Origin of the sequence: Streptomyces sp. NPDC051320 (assembly GCF_040682175.1) — a bacterium.
Taxonomy (GTDB): domain Bacteria; phylum Actinomycetota; class Actinomycetes; order Streptomycetales; family Streptomycetaceae; genus Streptomyces.
The window spans coordinates 646,124-665,057 of sequence record NZ_JBFBAL010000002.1 but is presented as its reverse complement, the minus strand read 5'-3'; the positions used below and the strand labels follow the sequence as shown (position 1 = coordinate 665,057).

The window sequence follows — 18,934 nt, the reverse complement described above, 5'->3', positions numbered from 1 at the left end:
TCACTAAGGCGGAATACTTTGCTCCGCCTGGTGCTTTTCATCCGGTTCTTCCAGTGGCGTGGATCACATTCGCATCGGACGATCACTGTTGCCGGCGTGATAAATCTGCACGATCACTCGGCGGCGCACCCCGTCCCCGAGGGCGTCAGGGGTGTCCGGGCGACCAGGATCGGCGCAGTCGGTCCGAGCCGCATACGGCCGGGTCGGTGACGGCCGGACCGGCAGGGAGAAAGGCGCATCACCATGACCTCAGTGCAGGTCAACGAGCAGCACGACGGCAGTGAGGCCGGGGCGGCAACGTCCAGCGAGGGTTACCAGCGGGGCCTCGGCTCACGCCAGATCCAGATGATCGCGATCGGCGGCGCCATCGGCACCGGGCTCTTCCTCGGAGCCGGAAAGGCCATCTCCAAGGCCGGGCCGAGTCTCATCCTCGCCTACGCCATCGCGGGACTGGTCATCTTCTTCATCATGCGGGCCCTGGGCGAACTGCTCATGTACCGCCCGGTCTCCGGCTCCTTCTCGGAGTACGCCCGCGAGTTCATCGGCCCCTTCGCCGGCTACGTCACCGGCTGGACGTACTGGCTCTTCTGGGTCGTCACCGGGATCACCGAGGTCACCGCGGCAGCGACCTACATGACGTACTGGTGGGACATCCCCCAGTGGCTCTCCGCCCTGGTCTTCACGATCATCCTCTACGGCGTGAACCTGATCTCGGTGAAACTCTTCGGCGAACTCGAGTTCTGGTTCTCGATGGTCAAGGTCACCGCCATCATCGGCATGATCCTGATCTGCGCCGGCATCCTCACCCTCGGCTTCTCCGACGCCGGCGACACCGCGACCGTCGCGCACCTCTGGGACAACGGCGGATTCTTCCCCAAGGGCATCAAGGGCACCCTGATGACCCTGCAGATCGTGATGTTCGCCTTCCTCGCCGTGGAGCTGGTCGGCGTCACCGCGGGGGAGTCCAAGGACCCGAAGAAGGTCCTCCCCAAGGCCATCAACACCGTGCCGTGGCGCATCGCCGTCTTCTACATCGGCGCGCTGATCATGATCCTGTCGGTCGTCCCGTGGACCGAGTTCCAGCCCGGCGTCAGCCCCTTCGTCGCCGCCTTCCAGAAGATGGGCCTGGGCATCGGCGCCGCCATCGTCAACTTCGTGGTGCTGACCGCGGCCCTCTCCTCCTGCAACTCCGGCATGTACTCCACCGGCCGGATGCTGCGCGACCTGGCACTCAACGGCCAGGGCCCGAAGCTCTTCACCAAGCTGACCCGCAGCGGCACCCCGCTGGTCGGTACCACCGTCTCCGCCGCGCTGATGCTGGTGGGCGTCTGGATCAACTACCAGTGGCCCGGCGAAGCGTTCAACTACGTCGTCTCCTTCGCGACCATCTCCGGCATGTGGGCCTGGATCGTGATCCTCGTCTGTCAGATCCGCTACCGGGCCAAGGCGGACCGCGGTGAACTCCCGCAGTCCAGCTTCCGGGCCCCCGGTGCCCCCTGGACCAGCTGGTTCTCGCTCGCCTTCATCGCACTCGTCATCGTGATGATGGGCATCGACAAGGACACCCGCGTCTCGCTCTACTGCGCGCCGTTCTGGGCCCTGATCCTCGGCGTCTCCTACCTGGTGCTGCGCGCCCGCAACCCGGAGGGCGCGGCCTTCGCCAAGCGGTGACCCCGGCAGGTGACCCTCAGCGGGTCACGGCAGGTAATTCTCAGCATGTGGGCCCGCGCGTACCGCACTCCGGTACGCGCGGGCCGTGCTCTTCGGTCTGTCTGCTTATCCTGATCGGCATGCTGACCCTTACCCAGGCCCTGCACGACCAGATCGTGGCGCACGCCCGCGCCGACCACCCCGACGAGGCATGCGGAGTCGTCGCCGGGCCGGCGGGCACCGACCGCCCGGAACGGTTCATCCCGATGCTGAACGCCGCCCGGTCGCCCACGTTCTACGAGTTCGACTCGGTGGACCTGCTGAAGCTCTACCGCGACATGGACGACCGCGACGAGGAACCGGTGATCGTCTACCACTCGCACACCGCGACCGAGGCCTACCCCTCACGTACGGACGTCAGCTACGCCAACGAGCCCGGCGCGCACTACGTGCTGGTCTCCACGGCGGACACGGACGACGCCGGCCCCTTCCAGTTCCGGTCCTACCGGATCGTCGACGGCGTGATCACCGAGGAAGAAGTGAAGATCGTCCAGTAGTCGGACGCATCGATACCACATGGCGAGATCACACACCGGATCCCGGTCCGGGAATCGATACGATGACCCCATGGTTTCCATCGACGTGAGCGAATCGACGCCGGACCTCCTGCTGGTCTCGCGGCGGCACGTCGATCTGTGCCGCCTTGCCAGCGCGATCTGTCCGCGTCCCGCTGCCGTCTGAGCCACGGCCCCGCGCGCACCAACAGCTCCGCACCGCCCGCACAGCTCCGCACCGCCCGCGCTACGCCGCGTCCTGAGTCCGACCCTTCCGACAGGAGCCCAGCCATGGCCATCGAGGTCCGCATCCCGACCATCCTCCGCACCTACACCGACGGCGCCAAGGCGGTCGAAGGCAGCGGTGACACCCTCGCCGACCTCTTCACCGACCTCGAGTCCCGCCACCACGGCATCCGTGAGCGGATCGTCGACGGTGAACAGCTCCGCCGCTTCGTGAACGTCTATCTCAACGACGAGGACGTCCGCTTCCTGGACGGCATCTCCACCAAGCTGACCGACGGCGACAGCGTCACGATCCTCCCGGCCGTGGCCGGCGGCATGGTCTGAGCCCCTGATGCGATACGACTCCCCGCTGGCGGCGGTGGGCAACACCCCGCTCGTACGGCTTCCGCGCCTTTCCCCCTCCGACAGCGTCCGGATCTGGGCCAAGCTGGAGGACCGGAACCCGACCGGCTCGATCAAGGACCGCCCCGCGCTCCACATGGTCGAACAGGCCGAGAAGGACGGCCGGTTGACACCCGGCTGCACCATTCTGGAACCCACCTCCGGCAACACCGGCATCTCGCTCGCTATGGCGGCCCGGCTGAAGGGCTACCGCATCGTCTGCGTCATGCCGGAGAACACCTCCCAGGAACGGCGCGACCTGCTCACCATGTGGGGCGCGGAGATCATCTCCTCCCCGGCGGCGGGCGGCTCCAACACCGCCGTACGCGTGGCCAAGGAACTCAGTGCCGAGCACCCGGACTGGGTGATGCTCTACCAGTACGGCAACCCCGACAACGCGGGCGCGCACTACGCCACCACCGGCCCCGAGATCCTCGCCGACCTCCCCTCCATCACCCACTTCGTGGCGGGCCTCGGCACCACGGGCACGCTGATGGGCGCCGGCCGCTTCCTGCGCGAGAACGTCGAGGGCATCCACATCGTCGCCGCCGAGCCGCGCTACGACGACCTGGTCTACGGCCTCCGCAACCTGGACGAGGGCTTCGTCCCCGAGCTCTACGACGCGTCCGTCCTGACCACGAGGTTCTCGGTCGGCAGCGCGGACGCGGTGACCCGCACCCGCGAGCTGCTGCAGCAGGAGGGCATCTTCGCCGGTGTCTCGACCGGGGCGGCGCTGCATGCGGCGATCGGGGTGGGCCGGAAGGCCGTCAAGGCCGGTGAGCCCGCCGACATCGTCTTCATCGTCGCCGACGGCGGGTGGAAGTACCTGTCCACCGGCGTGTACACGGCTCCGACGACCGAGGCGGCGATCGAGACCCTGCAGGGCCAGCTCTGGGCGTAGCCCGGGGCTCTCGTCCGCTACTCCGTCTCACCGGGCCCGGCGGACCGGTCGCGGGAACGACCCGCGGTCCGCTCGGGCCCCCGCCCGGCCCGGCGGCCCCGCCGGGGCCGCCGCCCCCGCCCTCGTCCGTCGACGATCGAGGCGACCAGGCCGAGCAGTACGACAGCGATCAGCGCCAGCACCCACGTCGTATCCATGACTCCGACCGTACCGGCGCGCGAGCGCCGTGGGAGCGGCCGCACGCCCACCCGAACCGGTGACAGCGCAGGTGAGTTCGCCCACAACGGCCCACTGTGGAGGAGCGACGGCCGCTCATGCGCCTTACGCTCGACAGACCGCACGACCCCCGTCGCCCGGCCCGTCCACGGAGGTTCCCACTCCATGAAGCTCACCGTCGTCGGCTGCTCGGGGTCGTTCCCATCCGTGGAATCGGCCTGCTCGAGCTACCTCGTAGAGGCCGACGGCTTCCGGCTGCTCCTCGACATGGGCAATGGTGCCTTGGGCGAGCTGCAGCGTTACTGCGGTCTCTACGACCTCGACGCCATCTTTCTCAGTCATCTGCACTCGGACCACTGCATCGACATGTGCGCGTATTTCGTTGCGCGCTACTACCGCCACGACGGAGGCCGCTGCGGAGCCATCCCCGTCTACGCGCCCGACGGCGCCGCCGAGCGCCTGACCGCGGCGTACGCCGACACGCCGTCCTCCTCGTCGATGAGCGAGGTCTTCGACTTCCACACCCTGAAGCCGGGGTCGTTCGAGATCGGCCCGTTCTCCGTGCGTACGGAGAAGGTCTGGCATCCGGTTGAGGCGTTCGGCATCCGTATCGAGCACGGCGGCTCCACCCTGACGTACTCCGGGGACACCGGCGTCTGCGAGCCCCTGCACGAACTGGCCCTCAACAGCGATCTGTTCCTCTGCGAGGCGTCCTTCACGCACGGCAAGGAGGACGTTCCCGGCCTCCATCTGAACGGCCGCGAGGCGGGCGCGCAGGCGGCGCGCGCCCAGGTGGGCCGGTTGGTGCTGACCCACGTCCCGCCGTGGACGGACGGCAAGCGGAATCTGGCGGACGCGCGGGCGGTGTACCAGGGGCCGGCCGAACTGGCCGTGTCCGGTGCGGTGTACGAGTTCTGACCCGCGCCCCGTCCCACGCGAAGGCCCCCCGGAACCCAAGCTTCCGGGGGGCCTTCGTGCGTCGCTGACGCGAGGGTCACGCCTTGGTGAGGTCCTCGATCTCCTCCTCGGGCTCCCGGCCCGGGGTCTTGAGGTCGAACTTGGCGATCGCGAAGCGGAAGACCACGTAGTAGATCGCCGCGAACACCAGGCCGATCGGGATGATCAGCCACGGCCGGGTCGCATGGTTCCAGTTCAGCAGGTAGTCGATGAGCCCGGCCGAGAAGTTGAAGCCGGCATGCACCCCGAGGCCCCAGGTGATGGCCATCGACGCCGCGGTGAGCAGCACGTGGACCACGTAGAGGATCGGCGCGATGAACATGAACGAGAACTCGATCGGCTCGGTCACACCGGTCACGAAGGAGGTCAGCGCGAGGGAGACCATCATGCCCAGAACGGCCTTGCGGCGCTCGGGGCGGGCGGCGTGCGCCATGGCGAGCGCGGCGGCCGGGAGGCCGAACATCATGATCGGGAAGAAGCCCGACTGGAACATACCGGCGGTCGGGTCGCCGGCCAGGAAGCGAGTGATGTCACCGTGCACGACGTCGCCGGCGGAGTTCGTGAAGTCACCGAGCTGGAACCAGGCCACCGTGTTGACGAACTGGTGCATACCGACCGGAATCAGCGCACGGTTCACGCCACCGAAGAGCGCGGCGCCGCCGGAGCCCAGGCCGGTCATCCACTCGCCGAAGTGGGAGATGCCGCTGCCGATGGGCTCCCATATCAGGCCGAAGACGACACCGACGATGAGACCCACGAAGGCCATGATGATCGGGACGAGCCGTCGGCCGTTGAAGAAGCCGAGCCAGTCGACCAGCTTGGTGCGGTGGAACTTCTGCCACAGGACCGCGGAGAGCAGCCCCATGATGATGCCGCCGAGGACGCCCGGGTCGTTGAACGTGGCCGCGACGTCGACGCCCTTGTTGGCGGTCGTGTTCACCACGGCGTCGGTGACCGGGAACGCCTGGAGCACCTTGCTGTAAACGAGGAAGCCGACCACCGCGGCGAGCGCCGTGGAGCCGTCCGACTTTTTGGCGAAGCCGATCGCCACGCCTATGCAGAACAGGATCGGCAGGGCGCCGGTGAGTGCGCCGCCGGCGTTGCCGAAGACGGCGGCGACCTTGTCCCAGCCGAGCCCGTCCTTGCCGAAGACATCGTCCGCGCCGAGGCGGACCATGATGCCCGCCGCGGGAAGGACGGCGATCGGCAGCTGCAGGCTGCGGCCGACCTTCTGCAGGCCCTGGAACAGGCCGGAGCCCCGCTTCTTCGCGGGCGCCGCGGTGGCGGTGGCCGTACTCATTGACTTCCTCCATGTGCCGGTGCTGCCGGAGACCGTCGGGGGACGCGCAGCACAGGTGGTCTACACCACTCAGTGGTGTAGACCAGTTTTAACATGGTGAAGGCGTGATAAGGAACCGTCACTTTCTGTGGCGTGGGCCATAGCGGACCAAGATACCCAAAGCCCCCGGAGCCATCGGCTCCGGGGGCTTTGGGCGACGGCGATGGTCGCTGTACGTCACGCCTTGGTGACGTCCTCTACTTCCTCCTCGGGCTCCCGCCCCGGCGTCCGTACGTTGAAGAAGGTGATCACGAACCGGAAGACCACGTAGTACACCACCGCGAAACACAGCCCGATCGGGATCACCAGCCACGGTTTCGTGTCGAGATGCCAGTTGATGACGTAGTCGATCAGCCCGGCCGAGAAGCTGAAGCCGACATGCGCGCCGAGGGACCAGGTGATCGCCATCGAGGCGCCGGTCAGCAAGGCGTGCAGACCGTAGAGCAGCGGCGCGGCGAACATGAAGGAGAATTCCAGCGGCTCGGTCACCCCGGTCACGAACGAGGTGAGTGCCACCGAGATCATCAGCCCGGTGACCTCCTTGCGCCGCTCGGGCCGCGCGCAGTGCGCGATGGCCAGCGCGGCCGCCGGGAGGCCGAACATCATGATCGGGAAGAAGCCGGACATGAACTGCCCCGCGTGCGGGTCGCCCGCGAAGAACCGGGTCAGGTCGCCCTGCACCAGCTTGCCGTCGGGGTTCTTGAAACTGCCCGCCTGGAACCAGAAGAAGGTGTTCAGGAACTGGTGCATGCCGATCGGGATCAGCAGCCGGTTGGCGACGCCGAAGATCGCCGCACCCCAGGCGCCCAGGTCGATCAGTTGCCGCGCGGCCGAGGTCAGCGCCTCGCCCACCGGGTTCCACAGCAGCCCGAACGCCACCCCGAGGATGACGCCGACGAACGCCATCTGGATCGGGACGAGCCGTCGGCCGTTGAAGAAGCCGAGCCAGTCGACCAGTCTCGTGCGGTGGTAGCGCTGCCAGATGACGGCGGTCAGCAGGCCGATCAGGATGCCGCCGAGCACACCCGGGTTCTGCGGGGTGCCCGCCGGGAGCTCCTTGGTCACCGTGCCGTGGATCGGGTAGACGGCGAGCACACCGTGGTACACCAGGAAGCCGACCACCGCCGCCAGCGCGGTGGAGCCGTCCGCCTTCTTGGCGAAACCGATCGCCACACCGATACAGAAGAGCAGCGGCAGCCCGAAAGCTCCGTCCAGGATCGTGTTGCCGCCCGCCGAGAAGACCTTCGCCGTCTTGTCCCAGAAGGCCCCGTGCAGGTAGGCGGTGAACAGATTGCCGAGGCTGACGAGCAGCCCGGCGGCCGGCAGTACGGCGACCGGCAGCTGCAGGCTGCGGCCGACCTTCTGGAGCCCCTGGAAAAGGCCGTTCCACCACCGCGGCTGCGGTGCGTTCCCGGGTGCGGCCGCGCTGTCGGAGCTCATTCGGCGCCCTCCTGGCATCGGCCTGCTCGGCGGTCGCCGTACACTGGTGTAGACCACTTACGGCGCATACCGGTGCCGGCCCGCGGGGCATGGCATCCGTGTCCGCCATCCTGCGATCCGACGCGGTACCGCGCCCGTATAAGTGCTCCAAACGTGCGTTAACGTGATCAAACGGACCGGATCGCCGGGCCTCGAAGAGACACTCAGGAGTCAGACATGGCCACAAAGGCTGAGAAGATCGTCGCCGGGCTCGGCGGACTCGACAACATCGAAGAGGTCGAGGGCTGCATCACCCGCCTGCGCACCGAGGTGAAGGACCCCTCCCTCGTCAACGACGCCGCACTCAAGGCCGCCGGCGCCCACGGCGTCGTCAAGATGGGCACCGCGATCCAGGTCGTCATCGGCACCGACGCCGACCCGATCGCCGCCGATATCGAAGACATGATGTGACCGTTGAGCCGTGCGTGAAGGGCCCGTTCCCCATCCGTCCGGAACGGGCCCTCCGGTATCCCCGATAGGCTCGCCCCCATGTCTCGTATCGACGGCCGCACCCCCGAAGAACTCCGCCCGGTCACCATTGAGCGCGCCTGGAGCAAGCACGCCGAGGGCTCCGTCCTCATCTCCTTCGGCGACACCAAGGTCTTCTGCACCGCCTCCTTCACCGAAGGCGTACCGCGCTGGCGCAAGGGCAGCGGTGAGGGCTGGGTCACCGCCGAGTACTCGATGCTGCCGCGCTCCACCAACACCCGTGGCGACCGCGAATCCGTACGCGGCAAGATCGGCGGCCGCACGCACGAGATCTCCCGCCTCATCGGCCGCTCGCTGCGGGCCGTCATCGACTACAAGGCGCTGGGCGAGAACACCATCGTCCTCGACTGCGACGTCCTGCAGGCCGACGGCGGCACCCGCACGGCCGCCATCACCGGCGCCTATGTCGCACTCGCCGACGCGGTCGCCTGGGCGCAGGAGAAGAAGCTCATCAGGTCCGGCCGGAAGCCGCTCACCGACACCGTCTCCGCGGTCAGCGTCGGCATCGTCGACGGCGAGCCGCTGCTGGACCTCTGCTACCTCGAGGACGTCCGCGCCGAGACGGACATGAACGTCGTCTGCACCGGCGACGGCCGGTTCGTCGAAGTGCAGGGCACCGCCGAGGCCGAGCCCTTCGACCGCAAGGAGCTCAACGCACTGCTCGACCTCGCCACCGGCGGCTGCGCCGACCTCACCGCCTGCCAGGTCGAGGCACTGGGCAAGTAACGCAGCAACCAAGTACCGCCTCCCCGGCGTCCTAAGGGCCATGGGCGCACGGGCCGAACCCCGTGCGCCCGTCCGCACAGCCGACACGGACCGGGCCGCTGCCGGCCGGGTCACCGGGGGGATTCCATGCGTCGTCGTACCGGCTCCCTGCCGGCCGCCACCGTCACCGCCGTCATCCTGGCCGGGCGGTGGGCTGCGACGCCGTGGACAAGGCCGTGGACTGCGTCCGGACCGCCGACACCGTCACCGGGAACGTCAGCGAACTCAAGCAGGCCGTTTCGAACCTGGAGAACGACACGGGCAGGTGGACCAGGCGCTCAACGACATGGACGCGAGCCTGGACCGGCTCAGGAAGAAGACGGACGACACCGATGTCAGCAAGGCGGTCGACGACCTCGGCACGGCGGTGGAGCACGTCCGCGCGTCCGCCGACAGCGGAGACCGGGCCCCAGACCTCAGCCCGGTCAGTGACGCGGCGAGCGAACTCACCCAGGTCTGCACCTCCTGACCTGACCCGCCCTGGGTGTACGGAGCACCGGCCCGCCGTCCGATACTGACCCCATGACCCGTCTGATCCTCGCCACCCGCAACGCCGGGAAAATCACCGAACTCCACGCGATCCTCGCCGACGCGGGCCTGCCCCACGAACTCGTCGGCACCGATGCGTATCCCGACGTCCCGGACGTCAAGGAAACCGGCGTCACCTTCGCCGAGAACGCGCTGCTCAAAGCCCACGCCATGGCACAGGCCACCGGTCTCCCGGCAGTCGCCGACGACTCCGGCCTCTGCGTGGACGTACTGAACGGCGCCCCCGGCATCTTCTCGGCCCGCTGGTCCGGCCGGCACGGTGACGACGAGGCCAACCTCGGCCTCCTCCTCGCCCAACTCGCCGACATCGACGCTCCCCACCGAGGCGCCCACTTCGCCTGCGCCGCGGCCCTGGCCCTCCCCGACGGCACCGAGCGGGTGGTCGAGGGCCGCCTCACCGGCACCCTCCGCCACACCCCGGCAGGCACCGGCGGCTTCGGCTACGACCCGATCCTCCAGCCGGACGGCGACACCCGCACCTGCGCGGAGCTCACGGCCGAGGAGAAGAACGCGATCAGCCACCGGGGGCAGGCCTTCAGGGCACTGGTTCCGGTGGTGCGGGAGCTGTTGGGCTGACGCAGCAAGGCCCGGCGGTCTTCCGGTGCGGAAGGCCGCCGGGCCTTGTCCCGTCTGGTGCGCCCGATCGGATTCGAACCGACATACACGACCACCTAAAGATCGCCGCTCAACCAGATGGCGTACAGGCGCAGAGCTGAGAAAAGACTACAGCCCTCCGTCCGCCTCGCGAACGGTTTCGCTGCGCGTCTCCGTCCAGCCGGCCGTGGTCCGGTCGGCTGGCGCGGTCCGTCCCGACGGCTGCCCTGGGCGGGCGCGGATCAGAAGCGCGGCTCCGGAGCCTGCGCCTCCACCAGCTCCGCCGCCTCCTCCTTCGTCTCCACCGAGGGCGGGGAGCCGATCAGCGGCTTGTTGGCGGTTTCCCTCATGCAGGCCACCGCGATCACGCCGACCAGCGCGGCCGCCATCGCGTAGTAGGCCGGCATCAGGTTGGTGCCGAAGGCGCTGATCAACGCGGTGATCACCAGGGGTGTGGTGCCGCCGAAGAGCGACGCGGAGAGGTTGTAGCCGACCGACAGGGAGCCGTAGCGGACGTGCGTCGGGAAGATCGCAGGCAGCGCGGCCGACATGGTGCTGAGCATGCAGACCAGCGAGAGGCCGAGCATCAGCATGCCCACGATGATCGCCGGGACCGATCCGTCCCGGATCAGCAGGAAGGCCGGGAGTGACAGCAGAAGGAAGCCCAGCATGCCGGTCATCAGCAGCGGCTTCCGGCCGAAGCGGTCGCTCAGCTTGCCGACCTGGTTGATGATCAGCATCAGGAAGACCATGACGCCCAGCAGGATCAGCAGGCCGTGCGTGTCGCTGTAACCGAGCTCGTCGGAGAGATAGGTCGGCATGTACGACAGCAGCATGTAGTCGGTGATGTTGTACGCGCCGACCAGGGCGATGCAGAGGAGCAGCGAAGGCCAGTACTCCCGGAAGATCCTGCGCAGGTCGCCCTTGGCGGTCGTCTCGACGCCGGTCGCCGCCTCGGCGACGTGGATGTTCTCGCCGCCCTCCAGCTTGAGGAAGGCGGGGGTCTCGTCCAGCCGCAGCCGCAGATAGAGACCGACCAGGCCCAGCGGTCCCGCGACCAGGAACGGGACGCGCCAGCCCCAGGAGTCCATGCCGTGGCTGCCGAGCAGGGCGGTCAGCAGCGTCACCAGTCCGGCCGCGCCGACGTAACCGGCCAGGGTGCCGAATTCCAGGAAGCTGCCGAAGTAACCGCGGCGCTTGTCCGGTGCGTATTCGGCGATGAAGGTCGACGCGCCGCCGTACTCACCACCGGTGGAGAAGCCCTGCACCAGCCGGAAGAAGATCAGCAGGACCGGGGACCAGAAGCCGACCGACGCGTACGACGGGAGGACGCCGATGGCGAAGGTGCCGATCGCCATCAGGATCATGGTCAGGGCGAGGACCTTCTTGCGGCCGATCTTGTCACCCATCGGGCCGAAGACCATGCCGCCGATCGGCCGAACGAGGAATGCGACTGCGAAGGTGGCAAACGACGAGAGCAGCTCGACGGTGTTGCTCCCCGAGGGGAAGAAGACGTGTCCGATGGTGGACGCCAGGTAGCTGTAGATGCCGAAGTCGAACCACTCCATGGCGTTACCGAGCGAGGCCGCTTTGACCGCGCGTTTGATGGCCCGCTCATCGGTCACCGTGATATCGGTACGGCGCAGCCGCGGGTTCTTCCGGCGGGCGACGGTACGGAAGAGCGCGTGGTGGCGCTTCACCGCCTCCGGATCGGTGGCGGTTCGATGGCCGGGATCCTCCATGGCTGGGTCCTCTCACTGGTCGTACAACCCCAAGGAGAACATCTGCACAGCAATGGTGTTCGCAAACCAAGGCCCCGGTGAAAGGGGGCCTTGGTCACGCGTTTCCGGTGGATCGAGGGGGTCAGAGGCCGAGATCCTTGATGATTTTCGCCACGTGGCCGGTGGCCTTGACGTTGTAGAAGGCGCGTTCCACCGTGCCCTGCTCGTCGACGACGACGGTGGAGCGGATGACCCCGTTCACCGTTTTGCCGTAGAGCTTCTTTTCTCCGAAGGCGCCGTACGCGGTGAGGGTCTCCTTGGCCGGGTCGCCGACGAGTGTGACCTTCAGGGACTCCTTCTCGCGGAATTTCGCAAGCTTCTCCGGCTTGTCGGGGGAGACACCGATGACGTCGTATCCCGCACCGGCCAGGAATTCCAGGTTGTCGGTGAAGTCGCAGGCCTGCTTGGTGCATCCGGGGGTAAGCGCAGCCGGGTAGAAGTACAGGATGACCTTGCGGCCCAGGTAGTCGGCGAGGGAGATGTCCTTGCCGTCCGCGTCCGGCAGGGTGAAGGCGGGTGCGGTGTCGCCGGGCTGGAGTCGCTCACTCATCAGGGTCTCCTCGGGAGGATGGGGCGGGTGTGGAATACGGACGGGGCCGAGCGTAATAGGGGTGCCGCAGGGTGCGTTCCCGCGGAAGCTGACAGACTGTCGAGCAAGGACTACCGGACACGACCACGGAGGCAGCGCAGTGTCGGATGCCACGGACGCCACGGATGCCAGGACCCCGGCGCAGATCCAGGCGGACATCAAGAACCGGCGTGCCGGTCTCGCGGAGACGCTGGACGAGATCGGCGTGCGGCTGCACCCGAGCACGATCGTGGGAGACGCGAAGGCGAAGGTCGCGTCGGCCGTGGACCAGACCGCCGGGCGGGCGTTCGTCGCGGTGAACCGGACGGTCGGCACGGTCCGGGCGCAGTTCGTGACCGAGGACGGCGCTCCCCGGCTCGAGCGGGTGATTCCGGCGGCTCTGCTGACGGTGGGCCTGGTCGGTCTGGTGGCGGTGTCCGCGGCGAAGCGGCGCCGGTGCTGACCCTTCGTGAACCCCTTCGTGAACGGCGGCTGCCCGGGCAGGTAGGTTCTGTTTCGTGAGCGAGAAGATCCACGACGACAAGCTGCCCATCCGGATGTTGCACGACCGGGTACTGGTGAAGTCCGACACCCCGGAGGGCGAGCGGCGTTCCGGCGGCGGCATCCTCATTCCGGCGACCGCCGCGGTCGGCAGGCGGCTGGCCTGGGCCGAGGTGGTCGCGGTCGGCCAGAACGTCCGCACGGTGGTGCCGGGGGACCGGGTGCTGTACGACCCGGAGGACCGGGCCGAGGTCGAGGTGCGGGGCGTGGGGTACGTACTGATGCGGGAGCGCGATCTGCATGCGGTGGCGTCCGAGCGGGTCTCCGACGACTCGACGGGGCTGTATCTGTAAGTCCCCGTTTGCTACCTTTGATGGACCCCGACGAGACGCGCCGTACCGGGCAGTGCGAAGACGACGCATTTCTGCTGATCCGTCTCGCGGAGGTTCGTCGTCATGGCATGGGTTCTGCTGGTCGTTGCCGGTCTGCTCGAAGTGGCCTGGTCGATCGGGATGAAGTACACCGAGGGTTTCACCAGGCTGTGGCCCAGCCTCTTCACCGGAGCCGGCATCGTGGCGTCCATGCTGTTGCTGTCGCAGGCCGCGAAGACCCTGCCGATCGGTACGGCGTACGGGCTCTGGGTGGGCATCGGCGCGGCCGGAGCGGCGGTGCTCGGCATGGTCGTACTCGGTGAGCCGGCGACCGCCGCCCGTATCTTCTTCGTCTGTCTGCTGCTGGTCTCCGTGGTCGGCCTGAAGGCGACCTCGGGGCACTGACCGCGCGATCGCGCCCGTCTCTTCGGGCGCGGTCAGCCGATGGCGATCCTCGGGTGGTGCCCCGGGGTGATCCAGCCCATGATCCGGTCCATCGTGGCGCGCGGCACGGAGACGCATCCGGCGGTGGCACCGTTGCCGTTGACGTGCAGGAAGATCCCGGCGCCCCGGCCGGGGGTGGCGGGCCGGCGGTTGAAGTCGATGACCAGCGCCTTGGCGTACTGGGTCGGGTAGTTGACCAGGTGCTCGCTGCCCCGGTCACCGGACTCGGTCAGCGGGAAGTCGCCACCCGACGCACTGTGCATCGAGTTGTAGTACTTCGACTCGGGGTCCTCGACCCACCAGTCGTCGCTGCCGACCACCTTGTACGGCATGGCGGTGCCGCCGGCCTGAACACCGAAGCCTTCGGTGATGGTGTAGGTGCCGGTGGGGGTGGTGTAGGTGCCCTGGTGGCGGGTGGACCCGTTGGTCACCCCGTTGGAGCCGACCCGAGCGGAAGCGGTGCTGAACTGGGCCTTCCAGCCGGCGGATCCCTTGGACCAAGCGGTGACGGTGGCGTACGAACCGCTGGCCTTGACGGTGATGAGCTGAGTGGCGTTGCCGACCGTGACGGGGACGGGGAAGTCGGGGGCGGACGCCGGTGCGCCGCCGCCGGCCTGCGATCCCGATGCCGACCCGGTTCCCGACCCCGTTCCCGATCCGGCCTTCGTGTCCCCGTCCGCCCCTCCCGAAGCCCCGCCGTTCCGCTTGCCGCCCTTGGCGGCGGAGGGCGAGGGGTCGGCGGACGTGGAGGGGCTCGCGGAGTTGGAGGCGGAGGCCGATGGGCTGGGCGAGGCGGAACCGTCCGCGCCGGGTGCGTCGGTGGGCGTGTCCGAGACGGCGACCGAGTCGGAGCCGGCCGCCGATTCCTTGTGCTCCTTCTTCCCTCCGCACCCGGACGTCAGCGCCAGTGCGCCGACGACGGCTGCGGTGACCAGGAACCGACGGGATGGTATGTGCACACTGTGCTCCTTGCTGGGGGCTGCGATGGCGGCCGCCGGACGCACCGAGCGGACGGCGCGCACCACGGGAACGGGCATGTCGAAGTACCGGGGCCCGGGAACGCGGGGCGCCGGAAAAGGACAGCGGTGTGGTTCTAACCACTGGCGGAGCCGAGAATCAAGCGGACGGACATTCCGCCGTGATCAGCGTCAACCGGACGCCGACGGGCGGCCAGCCGTCTGCCGTTGGTCGTTGGTCGTGGCAATCGGAGTCGCGTCAGTGCTCGGCGCGGGCGTGACGTCCGTGCAGGGTCAGGTAGAACGTCTGCAGCGACTCGTCCTGGCCCACCTCATAGCGGTTGACGACCTTGCCCAGCGGATTCCACACCCGGCCGTCCGGCAGCCGCACGCCCACCGGTTGGGTGAAGTAGCCCCGTTGGCCGACGTCGAGGTCCACCCACTCGGCGTTGGCATGCCGGACCAGCACCTCCCCGACGTACGCCCCGAGCCCGAAGAGCATCGCCGCGACCTGCGCGCGCTCCTGCGCGCCCTTGCGCAATCCGTCGATCATGAAGTCCGCCACCCGCAGGCTGGCCACCGAATAGTCCAGTGGCAGCCGGCCACGCGCCGTCCGGGTCCGGACGGCCGTCACCTGCGCCACGAAGTGGGCGGCCTGCCGCCGCATTTCACCGGCCCGAGGCACAGGTCTCTCGCGTTCGTCCATCGCTTCCGGTCCTCCGCCCGACGTCCGGAGAGCCCCGGTGGGCTCTCCCTGATGTCAAGCGGGCCCACGGTCCGGAGTGTCACGGGTACGGACAGTGCGGCTTCTCACACAGCGAATCAACAGACTACGTACAACCTTTGGCGCAACTTGTGCGTCTGATGACCACGCTGTGGTCGATATGCGGGTAAGAGCCCCGAAGGGGTCGTGCGGCCCGCGGCCTACGTGCCGAACTGATCACACTCGGTCCTCTGCGGCGCTCTGCTCGACCAGAACCGTATGTGCCAGATGCGCGCGCACGAAGGCGAGTTGGGCATCGCGATCGAGGAAAATCCGCATGCTCGTGCCCGTTACCCGGCCTGGCTGCGGGCACGGCGGGAGGCCGCCGGTCTCTCACCCAGGAGGCGCTGGTGAACGGGTCATCGTGTCGCGCACGCATATCACCCACATCGAGGCAGGGCGGCGCCCACCCTCCGCCGAGGACGCGCGCCGGCTCGACCAGGTCCAGGGCGCGGCGGCGGCGTCTTCGAGACGTTCCTGCCGTCTGAGCGGCGGCAACTGCCGGGAGATCAGCGCCGCTCACACGGCCCGCGACGATCGCCCGCGAGAAGCGCACTCCGGTGGTGCAGCCGTAGATCAGCAGGCGTAGCATCAGCCACGGATCGTAGGGCGGGTAGCCGCGCTTGTCGGTGTAGTCGGGCCAGGACCGGCCTCAGCTCCAGCTCGCCGTCGACCAGGTCGGCGACGAACCCGGTGCGGATCGAACGCCCGAAAGGTCTTATCCACCACTTCGCAGGTCCCAGCGGCCGCTTCTTCTCGACCGGCTCGACCTCGAACCGCCCATATCCGCCATGCATACCGCGATCAGCCCGCACCAATAGTCACGAATGGTAAGCGGGTTGCCCGTCACTGAGACACGCCCTCCGGGACAACTGGAGCGCCATTGGGGGTCACCGCACCCAGACCAGCGACGAATGCCGAGAACTCAGTCAGCTGCTCGGGGGCGAACGCGCGCTTGGGGATCACGATGAAGAGTCGCGCTGACGGGTGAAGTAGGAAGGCTTCTCTTGTCTCGCGGATCTTGATGATGGCAGCCCACTTGAATTCACCACGCTCAAGATCCGTCTCGATCGTGAACCGATCCACGGTGAGCAGCACTTGCGTGGGCTTGCACACGCGAGAGGCTTGCTTCTTGACTTCCATCCTCGTGCCGAGTGTCAGCAGCAGGACGTACATCACCCCGCCGCCTATGCAAAGGAAGCCAGTGGAATCCGGGCCGTGGCCACTGTGCCCCAGCGTCAGGGCAAGGCCGAGTACGAGAAACACAATCGCGACGGCCCACACGATGATGCGTCTTCGCCGGGCCATCCTGAGGCGGGCGTGCATGAGCTCGTCCGGTTGCACCACGTAGGATAGATCGATGTTCACCATGGCCTCCGGGGTAGCGATGATGCGGCATCCTTCCAGCGTGTGCAGGATGCGATCACGTTTGGACGTCAGCCCGAAAATATCGAATCACCGGACGCTTGCCCACTACCGGCCCACGCTCCCAGGACTGTGGCAGCTCACTGCAGAAGGTCCGGTCGGCCGCTGAGTTCCGTGCGCAGACGGCGCTCCCGTTCTGGTCGCTCGTCTTGTCGACCGTCCCCGTCGCATGGCTGAGGGTGTACTTGGCCGTCCATGCGGCTCCGGTCACCTTCGGTGAACCGCACGTATGCCGTGTGGGTCCCGTCCCCGCTGAGGCCCGAGACCGAATGACGATCGCCCCCAGGAAACCTGGGGGCGATCGCTGTTCACATGTGCTTGCGGATCAGTTCCCGATCAGTCGCTCAGGCCCAGCACCCTCGGGAGGTCGCTGGTGAAGCCCCCGGGCATGCCGCCCACGTGGATGGTCCGCCGGTACACGCCGGCCAGGAACTCGACGGCACCGACCGGGAACTCCGACCAGTCGCCGTTGTCTCCGCGCACCGCCACGGGCCAGGAGTCCGGGTCCGCGGGGCTCGTCTTCCAGTAGAAGGAGTCCCCCGAATTGGACTCCGCCCAGGAGACCAGGTAGTCGGTCGGCACTACGCTGACGTTCGCCTGCGGCCGCTCATTCGTACGCGGCGAACGGCGTTGCGGAGCGGCGGCGATGCACTATCCAACCGGCCAGGGCACAGATGGCCCCTCCCACGGCGAGGAGCGCGCCCAACACCACACCCGGTCCGAGCATCGCCGGTACGGTACTGGTGGCTATCACACGGCCCTGGACCGCGGTCGTCGGTACGGTGCCGGACTCCTCGCTCAGGAAGAAACGTGAGTCCACTGAGTTCTCGCGGTTGTCCCCCAAAAGGAACATGCGCCCCGGCGGCACCTCAACGTCGTACGGACCGGCGCCCATCCCGACGTCTCCGCCCTTCACATACGGCTCCTGAAGCCGCACCCCATTGACGGTCAGCCTCCCGTCGGCGAAGACCACATGGTCACCACCGAGCCCGATGACCCGCTGCAGTACCGCCCGCCCGCTGTACCGACCAGGCATCTTGTACAACACCACGTCACCGCGGTGTACCTCCCTGGCCTTTTCGACAGTCACCCCATCACCTCGCGGGTAAGCGGGCTCCATGGCTCCACTCGAGGTCGTGACCGTGTAGCTGCTCCGGGCGGTCCAGAGCGACCCCATGGTGAGCACGACACCCAGAGCTGCGAGCAAGGTCCCCGATATCAGCAGACCGCGTTCAGCGCGCACCTGTTGGCTCTCCTCATTCTCACTCCAGCACATGCGAGAACGCATTGCTGGCTCAGCTGCCAGTCCCCGTCCTCCCCGTCGGACTGGTCGAGGCATGCATCGATTTGTAGCTATTTAGTCAGGACGGGATGATCCGCCAACATATTTCACCAAGGCTCAAAGGACACCTCGGGAAACAGCCGGGCCACCGAGTAGGGCGAAAAATCGACATCGGTCAGAATTCTCACAACGAATTCAGAGGTCGACATGTCGTACCGATCCCAGTCGGAATCCAGGAACCTGGCAATGATCGGCCATTCGTTTGGATCGCCGGCATCGCTCAGCCAGTAGAATTCGCATTCGTTCTGCGTGAAGGCCCAGGGGATGAGGCCGGCGGGGCGTTGACGTTCGAACACATTGTAGGGGGCGAAAAGCGGGTGCGGGAGGGCCGCATCCGTGCGTTTGTCCGCTGTTTCCGCGCAGGCACGCCACTGCACCAGGATGTCCGGACCGCCCGCTTCGTTCGAACACAAGATGTCGAGATATTCAGAAAATTCTCCAGGGCCGAACGCTTCGCAGACTCGTTTGTAATCCTCCGGGGGGCTCACTCCGAGCTCACTTTCGACCCGAGTCCAGTCCATGTGCAGCCCGAGTGGTTCACGCTGAGTCGCGGAGAGCAGTTGTTCAACCCACATGAAAACTCCCAAAAGCAAAAGATTGTAGAAGTGCATTCGAGTGGGTAGAGGCCGCGATGTGGCCTCTACCCACTCGATCCGGTGATAC

At 67.5% G+C, this 18,934-nt stretch carries 25 protein-coding genes, 1 tRNA gene, 1 pseudogene and 1 riboswitch; of the genes and pseudogenes, 14 read left to right on the top strand and 13 right to left on the bottom strand.

All coding sequences use genetic code 11. The features are described 5' to 3' along the window. Positions 1-243 precede the first annotated feature (243 nt). The 5 genes from AB0M87_RS07150 to AB0M87_RS07130 all read left to right on the top strand — a co-directional run bounded on the left by AB0M87_RS07150 (position 244) and on the right by AB0M87_RS07130 (position 3,732). The gene (locus AB0M87_RS07150) at positions 244-1,671 is read left to right on the top strand and encodes an amino acid permease (protein WP_365850768.1); all 1,428 of its coding nucleotides are present in this window, start codon (positions 244-246) and stop codon (positions 1,669-1,671) included. A 119-nt stretch (positions 1,672-1,790) separates the two neighbouring features. Next, complete coding sequence (locus AB0M87_RS07145) at positions 1,791-2,207, top strand: M67 family metallopeptidase (protein ID WP_365850767.1); 417 nt, start codon at positions 1,791-1,793, stop codon at positions 2,205-2,207. Between the two features lie 70 nt (positions 2,208-2,277). Beyond that, positions 2,278-2,391, top strand: coding sequence for a putative leader peptide (locus tag AB0M87_RS07140; RefSeq protein ID WP_365850765.1), 114 nt, complete (start codon positions 2,278-2,280; stop codon positions 2,389-2,391). A 104-nt stretch (positions 2,392-2,495) separates the two neighbouring features. Further along, positions 2,496-2,774: a MoaD/ThiS family protein gene (locus AB0M87_RS07135; RefSeq protein ID WP_365850764.1), complete on the top strand. Its 279-nt coding sequence runs from the start codon at positions 2,496-2,498 to the stop codon at positions 2,772-2,774. Positions 2,775-2,781: 7 nt separating this feature from the next. After that, positions 2,782-3,732 carry a cysteine synthase gene (locus tag AB0M87_RS07130; RefSeq protein ID WP_365850762.1) on the top strand — a complete coding sequence of 317 codons (951 nt, stop codon included), beginning with the start codon at positions 2,782-2,784 and terminating at the stop codon, positions 3,730-3,732. A 17-nt stretch (positions 3,733-3,749) separates the two neighbouring features. On the opposite strand, the gene AB0M87_RS07125 is transcribed toward AB0M87_RS07130, so the two are convergent. Then, positions 3,750-3,929, bottom strand: coding sequence for a hypothetical protein (locus tag AB0M87_RS07125; RefSeq protein ID WP_365850760.1), 180 nt, complete (start codon positions 3,927-3,929; stop codon positions 3,750-3,752). A 184-nt stretch (positions 3,930-4,113) separates the two neighbouring features. Between AB0M87_RS07125 and AB0M87_RS07120 the strand changes: the two genes are divergently transcribed. Further along, positions 4,114-4,866, top strand: coding sequence for an MBL fold metallo-hydrolase (locus AB0M87_RS07120; RefSeq protein WP_365850759.1), 753 nt, complete (start codon positions 4,114-4,116; stop codon positions 4,864-4,866). 76 nt (positions 4,867-4,942) lie between these two features. On the opposite strand, the gene AB0M87_RS07115 is transcribed toward AB0M87_RS07120, so the two are convergent. Both AB0M87_RS07115 and AB0M87_RS07110 read right to left on the bottom strand, forming a co-directional pair. Further along, the gene (locus AB0M87_RS07115; RefSeq protein ID WP_365850757.1) at positions 4,943-6,205 is read right to left on the bottom strand and encodes a PTS transporter subunit EIIC; all 1,263 of its coding nucleotides are present in this window, start codon (positions 6,203-6,205) and stop codon (positions 4,943-4,945) included. Positions 6,206-6,421: 216 nt separating this feature from the next. Further along, positions 6,422-7,684 (bottom strand): PTS transporter subunit EIIC, encoded by a 1,263-nt coding sequence (locus AB0M87_RS07110; protein ID WP_365850755.1) that lies wholly within the window; start codon positions 7,682-7,684, stop codon positions 6,422-6,424. A gap of 180 nt (positions 7,685-7,864) precedes the next feature. Here AB0M87_RS07110 and AB0M87_RS07105 point away from each other — a divergent pair, with 180 nt between their 5' ends. The 4 genes from AB0M87_RS07105 to rdgB all read left to right on the top strand — a co-directional run bounded on the left by AB0M87_RS07105 (position 7,865) and on the right by rdgB (position 10,102). Next, positions 7,865-8,134, top strand: coding sequence for a PTS glucose/sucrose transporter subunit IIB (locus tag AB0M87_RS07105; protein WP_365850981.1), 270 nt, complete (start codon positions 7,865-7,867; stop codon positions 8,132-8,134). A gap of 78 nt (positions 8,135-8,212) precedes the next feature. After that, the gene (gene rph, locus AB0M87_RS07100) at positions 8,213-8,938 is read left to right on the top strand and encodes a ribonuclease PH (RefSeq protein WP_365850753.1); all 726 of its coding nucleotides are present in this window, start codon (positions 8,213-8,215) and stop codon (positions 8,936-8,938) included. A 304-nt stretch (positions 8,939-9,242) separates the two neighbouring features. Then, positions 9,243-9,446 carry a hypothetical protein gene (locus AB0M87_RS07095; RefSeq protein WP_365850751.1) on the top strand — a complete coding sequence of 68 codons (204 nt, stop codon included), beginning with the start codon at positions 9,243-9,245 and terminating at the stop codon, positions 9,444-9,446. Positions 9,447-9,499: 53 nt separating this feature from the next. Further along, entirely contained in the window at positions 9,500-10,102 is a 603-nt protein-coding gene (gene rdgB / locus AB0M87_RS07090; RefSeq protein ID WP_365850750.1) for an RdgB/HAM1 family non-canonical purine NTP pyrophosphatase, read from the top strand. Positions 10,103-10,157: 55 nt separating this feature from the next. Here the strand turns inward: rdgB and AB0M87_RS07085 are convergent. The 3 genes from AB0M87_RS07085 to bcp all read right to left on the bottom strand — a co-directional run bounded on the left by AB0M87_RS07085 (position 10,158) and on the right by bcp (position 12,451). Next, positions 10,158-10,234, bottom strand: a tRNA-Leu gene (locus tag AB0M87_RS07085). A 128-nt stretch (positions 10,235-10,362) separates the two neighbouring features. Further along, positions 10,363-11,862 (bottom strand): glycine betaine/L-proline transporter ProP, encoded by a 1,500-nt coding sequence (gene proP / locus AB0M87_RS07080; protein ID WP_365850748.1) that lies wholly within the window; start codon positions 11,860-11,862, stop codon positions 10,363-10,365. Between the two features lie 121 nt (positions 11,863-11,983). Then, the gene (gene bcp / locus AB0M87_RS07075; protein ID WP_365850747.1) at positions 11,984-12,451 is read right to left on the bottom strand and encodes a thioredoxin-dependent thiol peroxidase; all 468 of its coding nucleotides are present in this window, start codon (positions 12,449-12,451) and stop codon (positions 11,984-11,986) included. Positions 12,452-12,590: 139 nt separating this feature from the next. On the opposite strand from bcp, the gene AB0M87_RS07070 reads away from it, so the two are divergent. The 3 genes from AB0M87_RS07070 to AB0M87_RS07060 all read left to right on the top strand — a co-directional run bounded on the left by AB0M87_RS07070 (position 12,591) and on the right by AB0M87_RS07060 (position 13,746). Continuing rightward, entirely contained in the window at positions 12,591-12,932 is a 342-nt protein-coding gene (locus tag AB0M87_RS07070; protein ID WP_365850745.1) for a DUF3618 domain-containing protein, read from the top strand. A gap of 55 nt (positions 12,933-12,987) precedes the next feature. Next, the gene (locus tag AB0M87_RS07065) at positions 12,988-13,323 is read left to right on the top strand and encodes a co-chaperone GroES (RefSeq protein ID WP_365850744.1); all 336 of its coding nucleotides are present in this window, start codon (positions 12,988-12,990) and stop codon (positions 13,321-13,323) included. 6 nt (positions 13,324-13,329) lie between these two features. Beyond that, positions 13,330-13,393, top strand: a riboswitch (guanidine-III (ykkC-III) riboswitch). A gap of 32 nt (positions 13,394-13,425) precedes the next feature. Then, a complete protein-coding gene (locus AB0M87_RS07060) occupies positions 13,426-13,746 on the top strand; it encodes a multidrug efflux SMR transporter (protein WP_365850742.1) in 321 nt (106 codons plus the stop codon). Positions 13,747-13,778: 32 nt separating this feature from the next. Here AB0M87_RS07060 and AB0M87_RS07055 read toward each other — a convergent pair whose 3' ends face one another. Beyond that, entirely contained in the window at positions 13,779-14,744 is a 966-nt protein-coding gene (locus AB0M87_RS07055) for a L,D-transpeptidase family protein (RefSeq protein ID WP_365850741.1), read from the bottom strand. 256 nt (positions 14,745-15,000) lie between these two features. Further along, positions 15,001-15,447, bottom strand: coding sequence for a hypothetical protein (locus AB0M87_RS07050; protein WP_365850739.1), 447 nt, complete (start codon positions 15,445-15,447; stop codon positions 15,001-15,003). 178 nt (positions 15,448-15,625) lie between these two features. On the opposite strand from AB0M87_RS07050, the gene AB0M87_RS07045 reads away from it, so the two are divergent. Next, positions 15,626-16,093: a helix-turn-helix transcriptional regulator gene (locus tag AB0M87_RS07045; RefSeq protein ID WP_365850979.1), complete on the top strand. Its 468-nt coding sequence runs from the start codon at positions 15,626-15,628 to the stop codon at positions 16,091-16,093. Here AB0M87_RS07045 and AB0M87_RS07040 read toward each other — a convergent pair. The 5 genes and pseudogenes from AB0M87_RS07040 to AB0M87_RS07020 form a co-directional block, all read right to left on the bottom strand. After that, positions 16,040-16,193: pseudogene (locus AB0M87_RS07040) on the bottom strand (IS1182 family transposase); the annotation flags it as partial. The gene AB0M87_RS07045 and the pseudogene AB0M87_RS07040 sit on opposite strands and share 54 nt — an antisense overlap. 157 nt (positions 16,194-16,350) lie before the next feature. Continuing rightward, positions 16,351-16,875 carry a YcxB family protein gene (locus tag AB0M87_RS07035; RefSeq protein WP_365850738.1) on the bottom strand — a complete coding sequence of 175 codons (525 nt, stop codon included), beginning with the start codon at positions 16,873-16,875 and terminating at the stop codon, positions 16,351-16,353. 390 nt (positions 16,876-17,265) lie between these two features. Beyond that, a complete protein-coding gene (locus tag AB0M87_RS07030; protein ID WP_365850737.1) occupies positions 17,266-17,511 on the bottom strand; it encodes a hypothetical protein in 246 nt (81 codons plus the stop codon). 25 nt (positions 17,512-17,536) lie between these two features. Further along, complete coding sequence (lepB, locus tag AB0M87_RS07025) at positions 17,537-18,172, bottom strand: signal peptidase I (protein WP_365850735.1); 636 nt, start codon at positions 18,170-18,172, stop codon at positions 17,537-17,539. Between the two features lie 146 nt (positions 18,173-18,318). Further along, positions 18,319-18,882, bottom strand: coding sequence for a hypothetical protein (locus AB0M87_RS07020; protein ID WP_365850734.1), 564 nt, complete (start codon positions 18,880-18,882; stop codon positions 18,319-18,321). Positions 18,883-18,934: the final 52 nt, after the last annotated feature.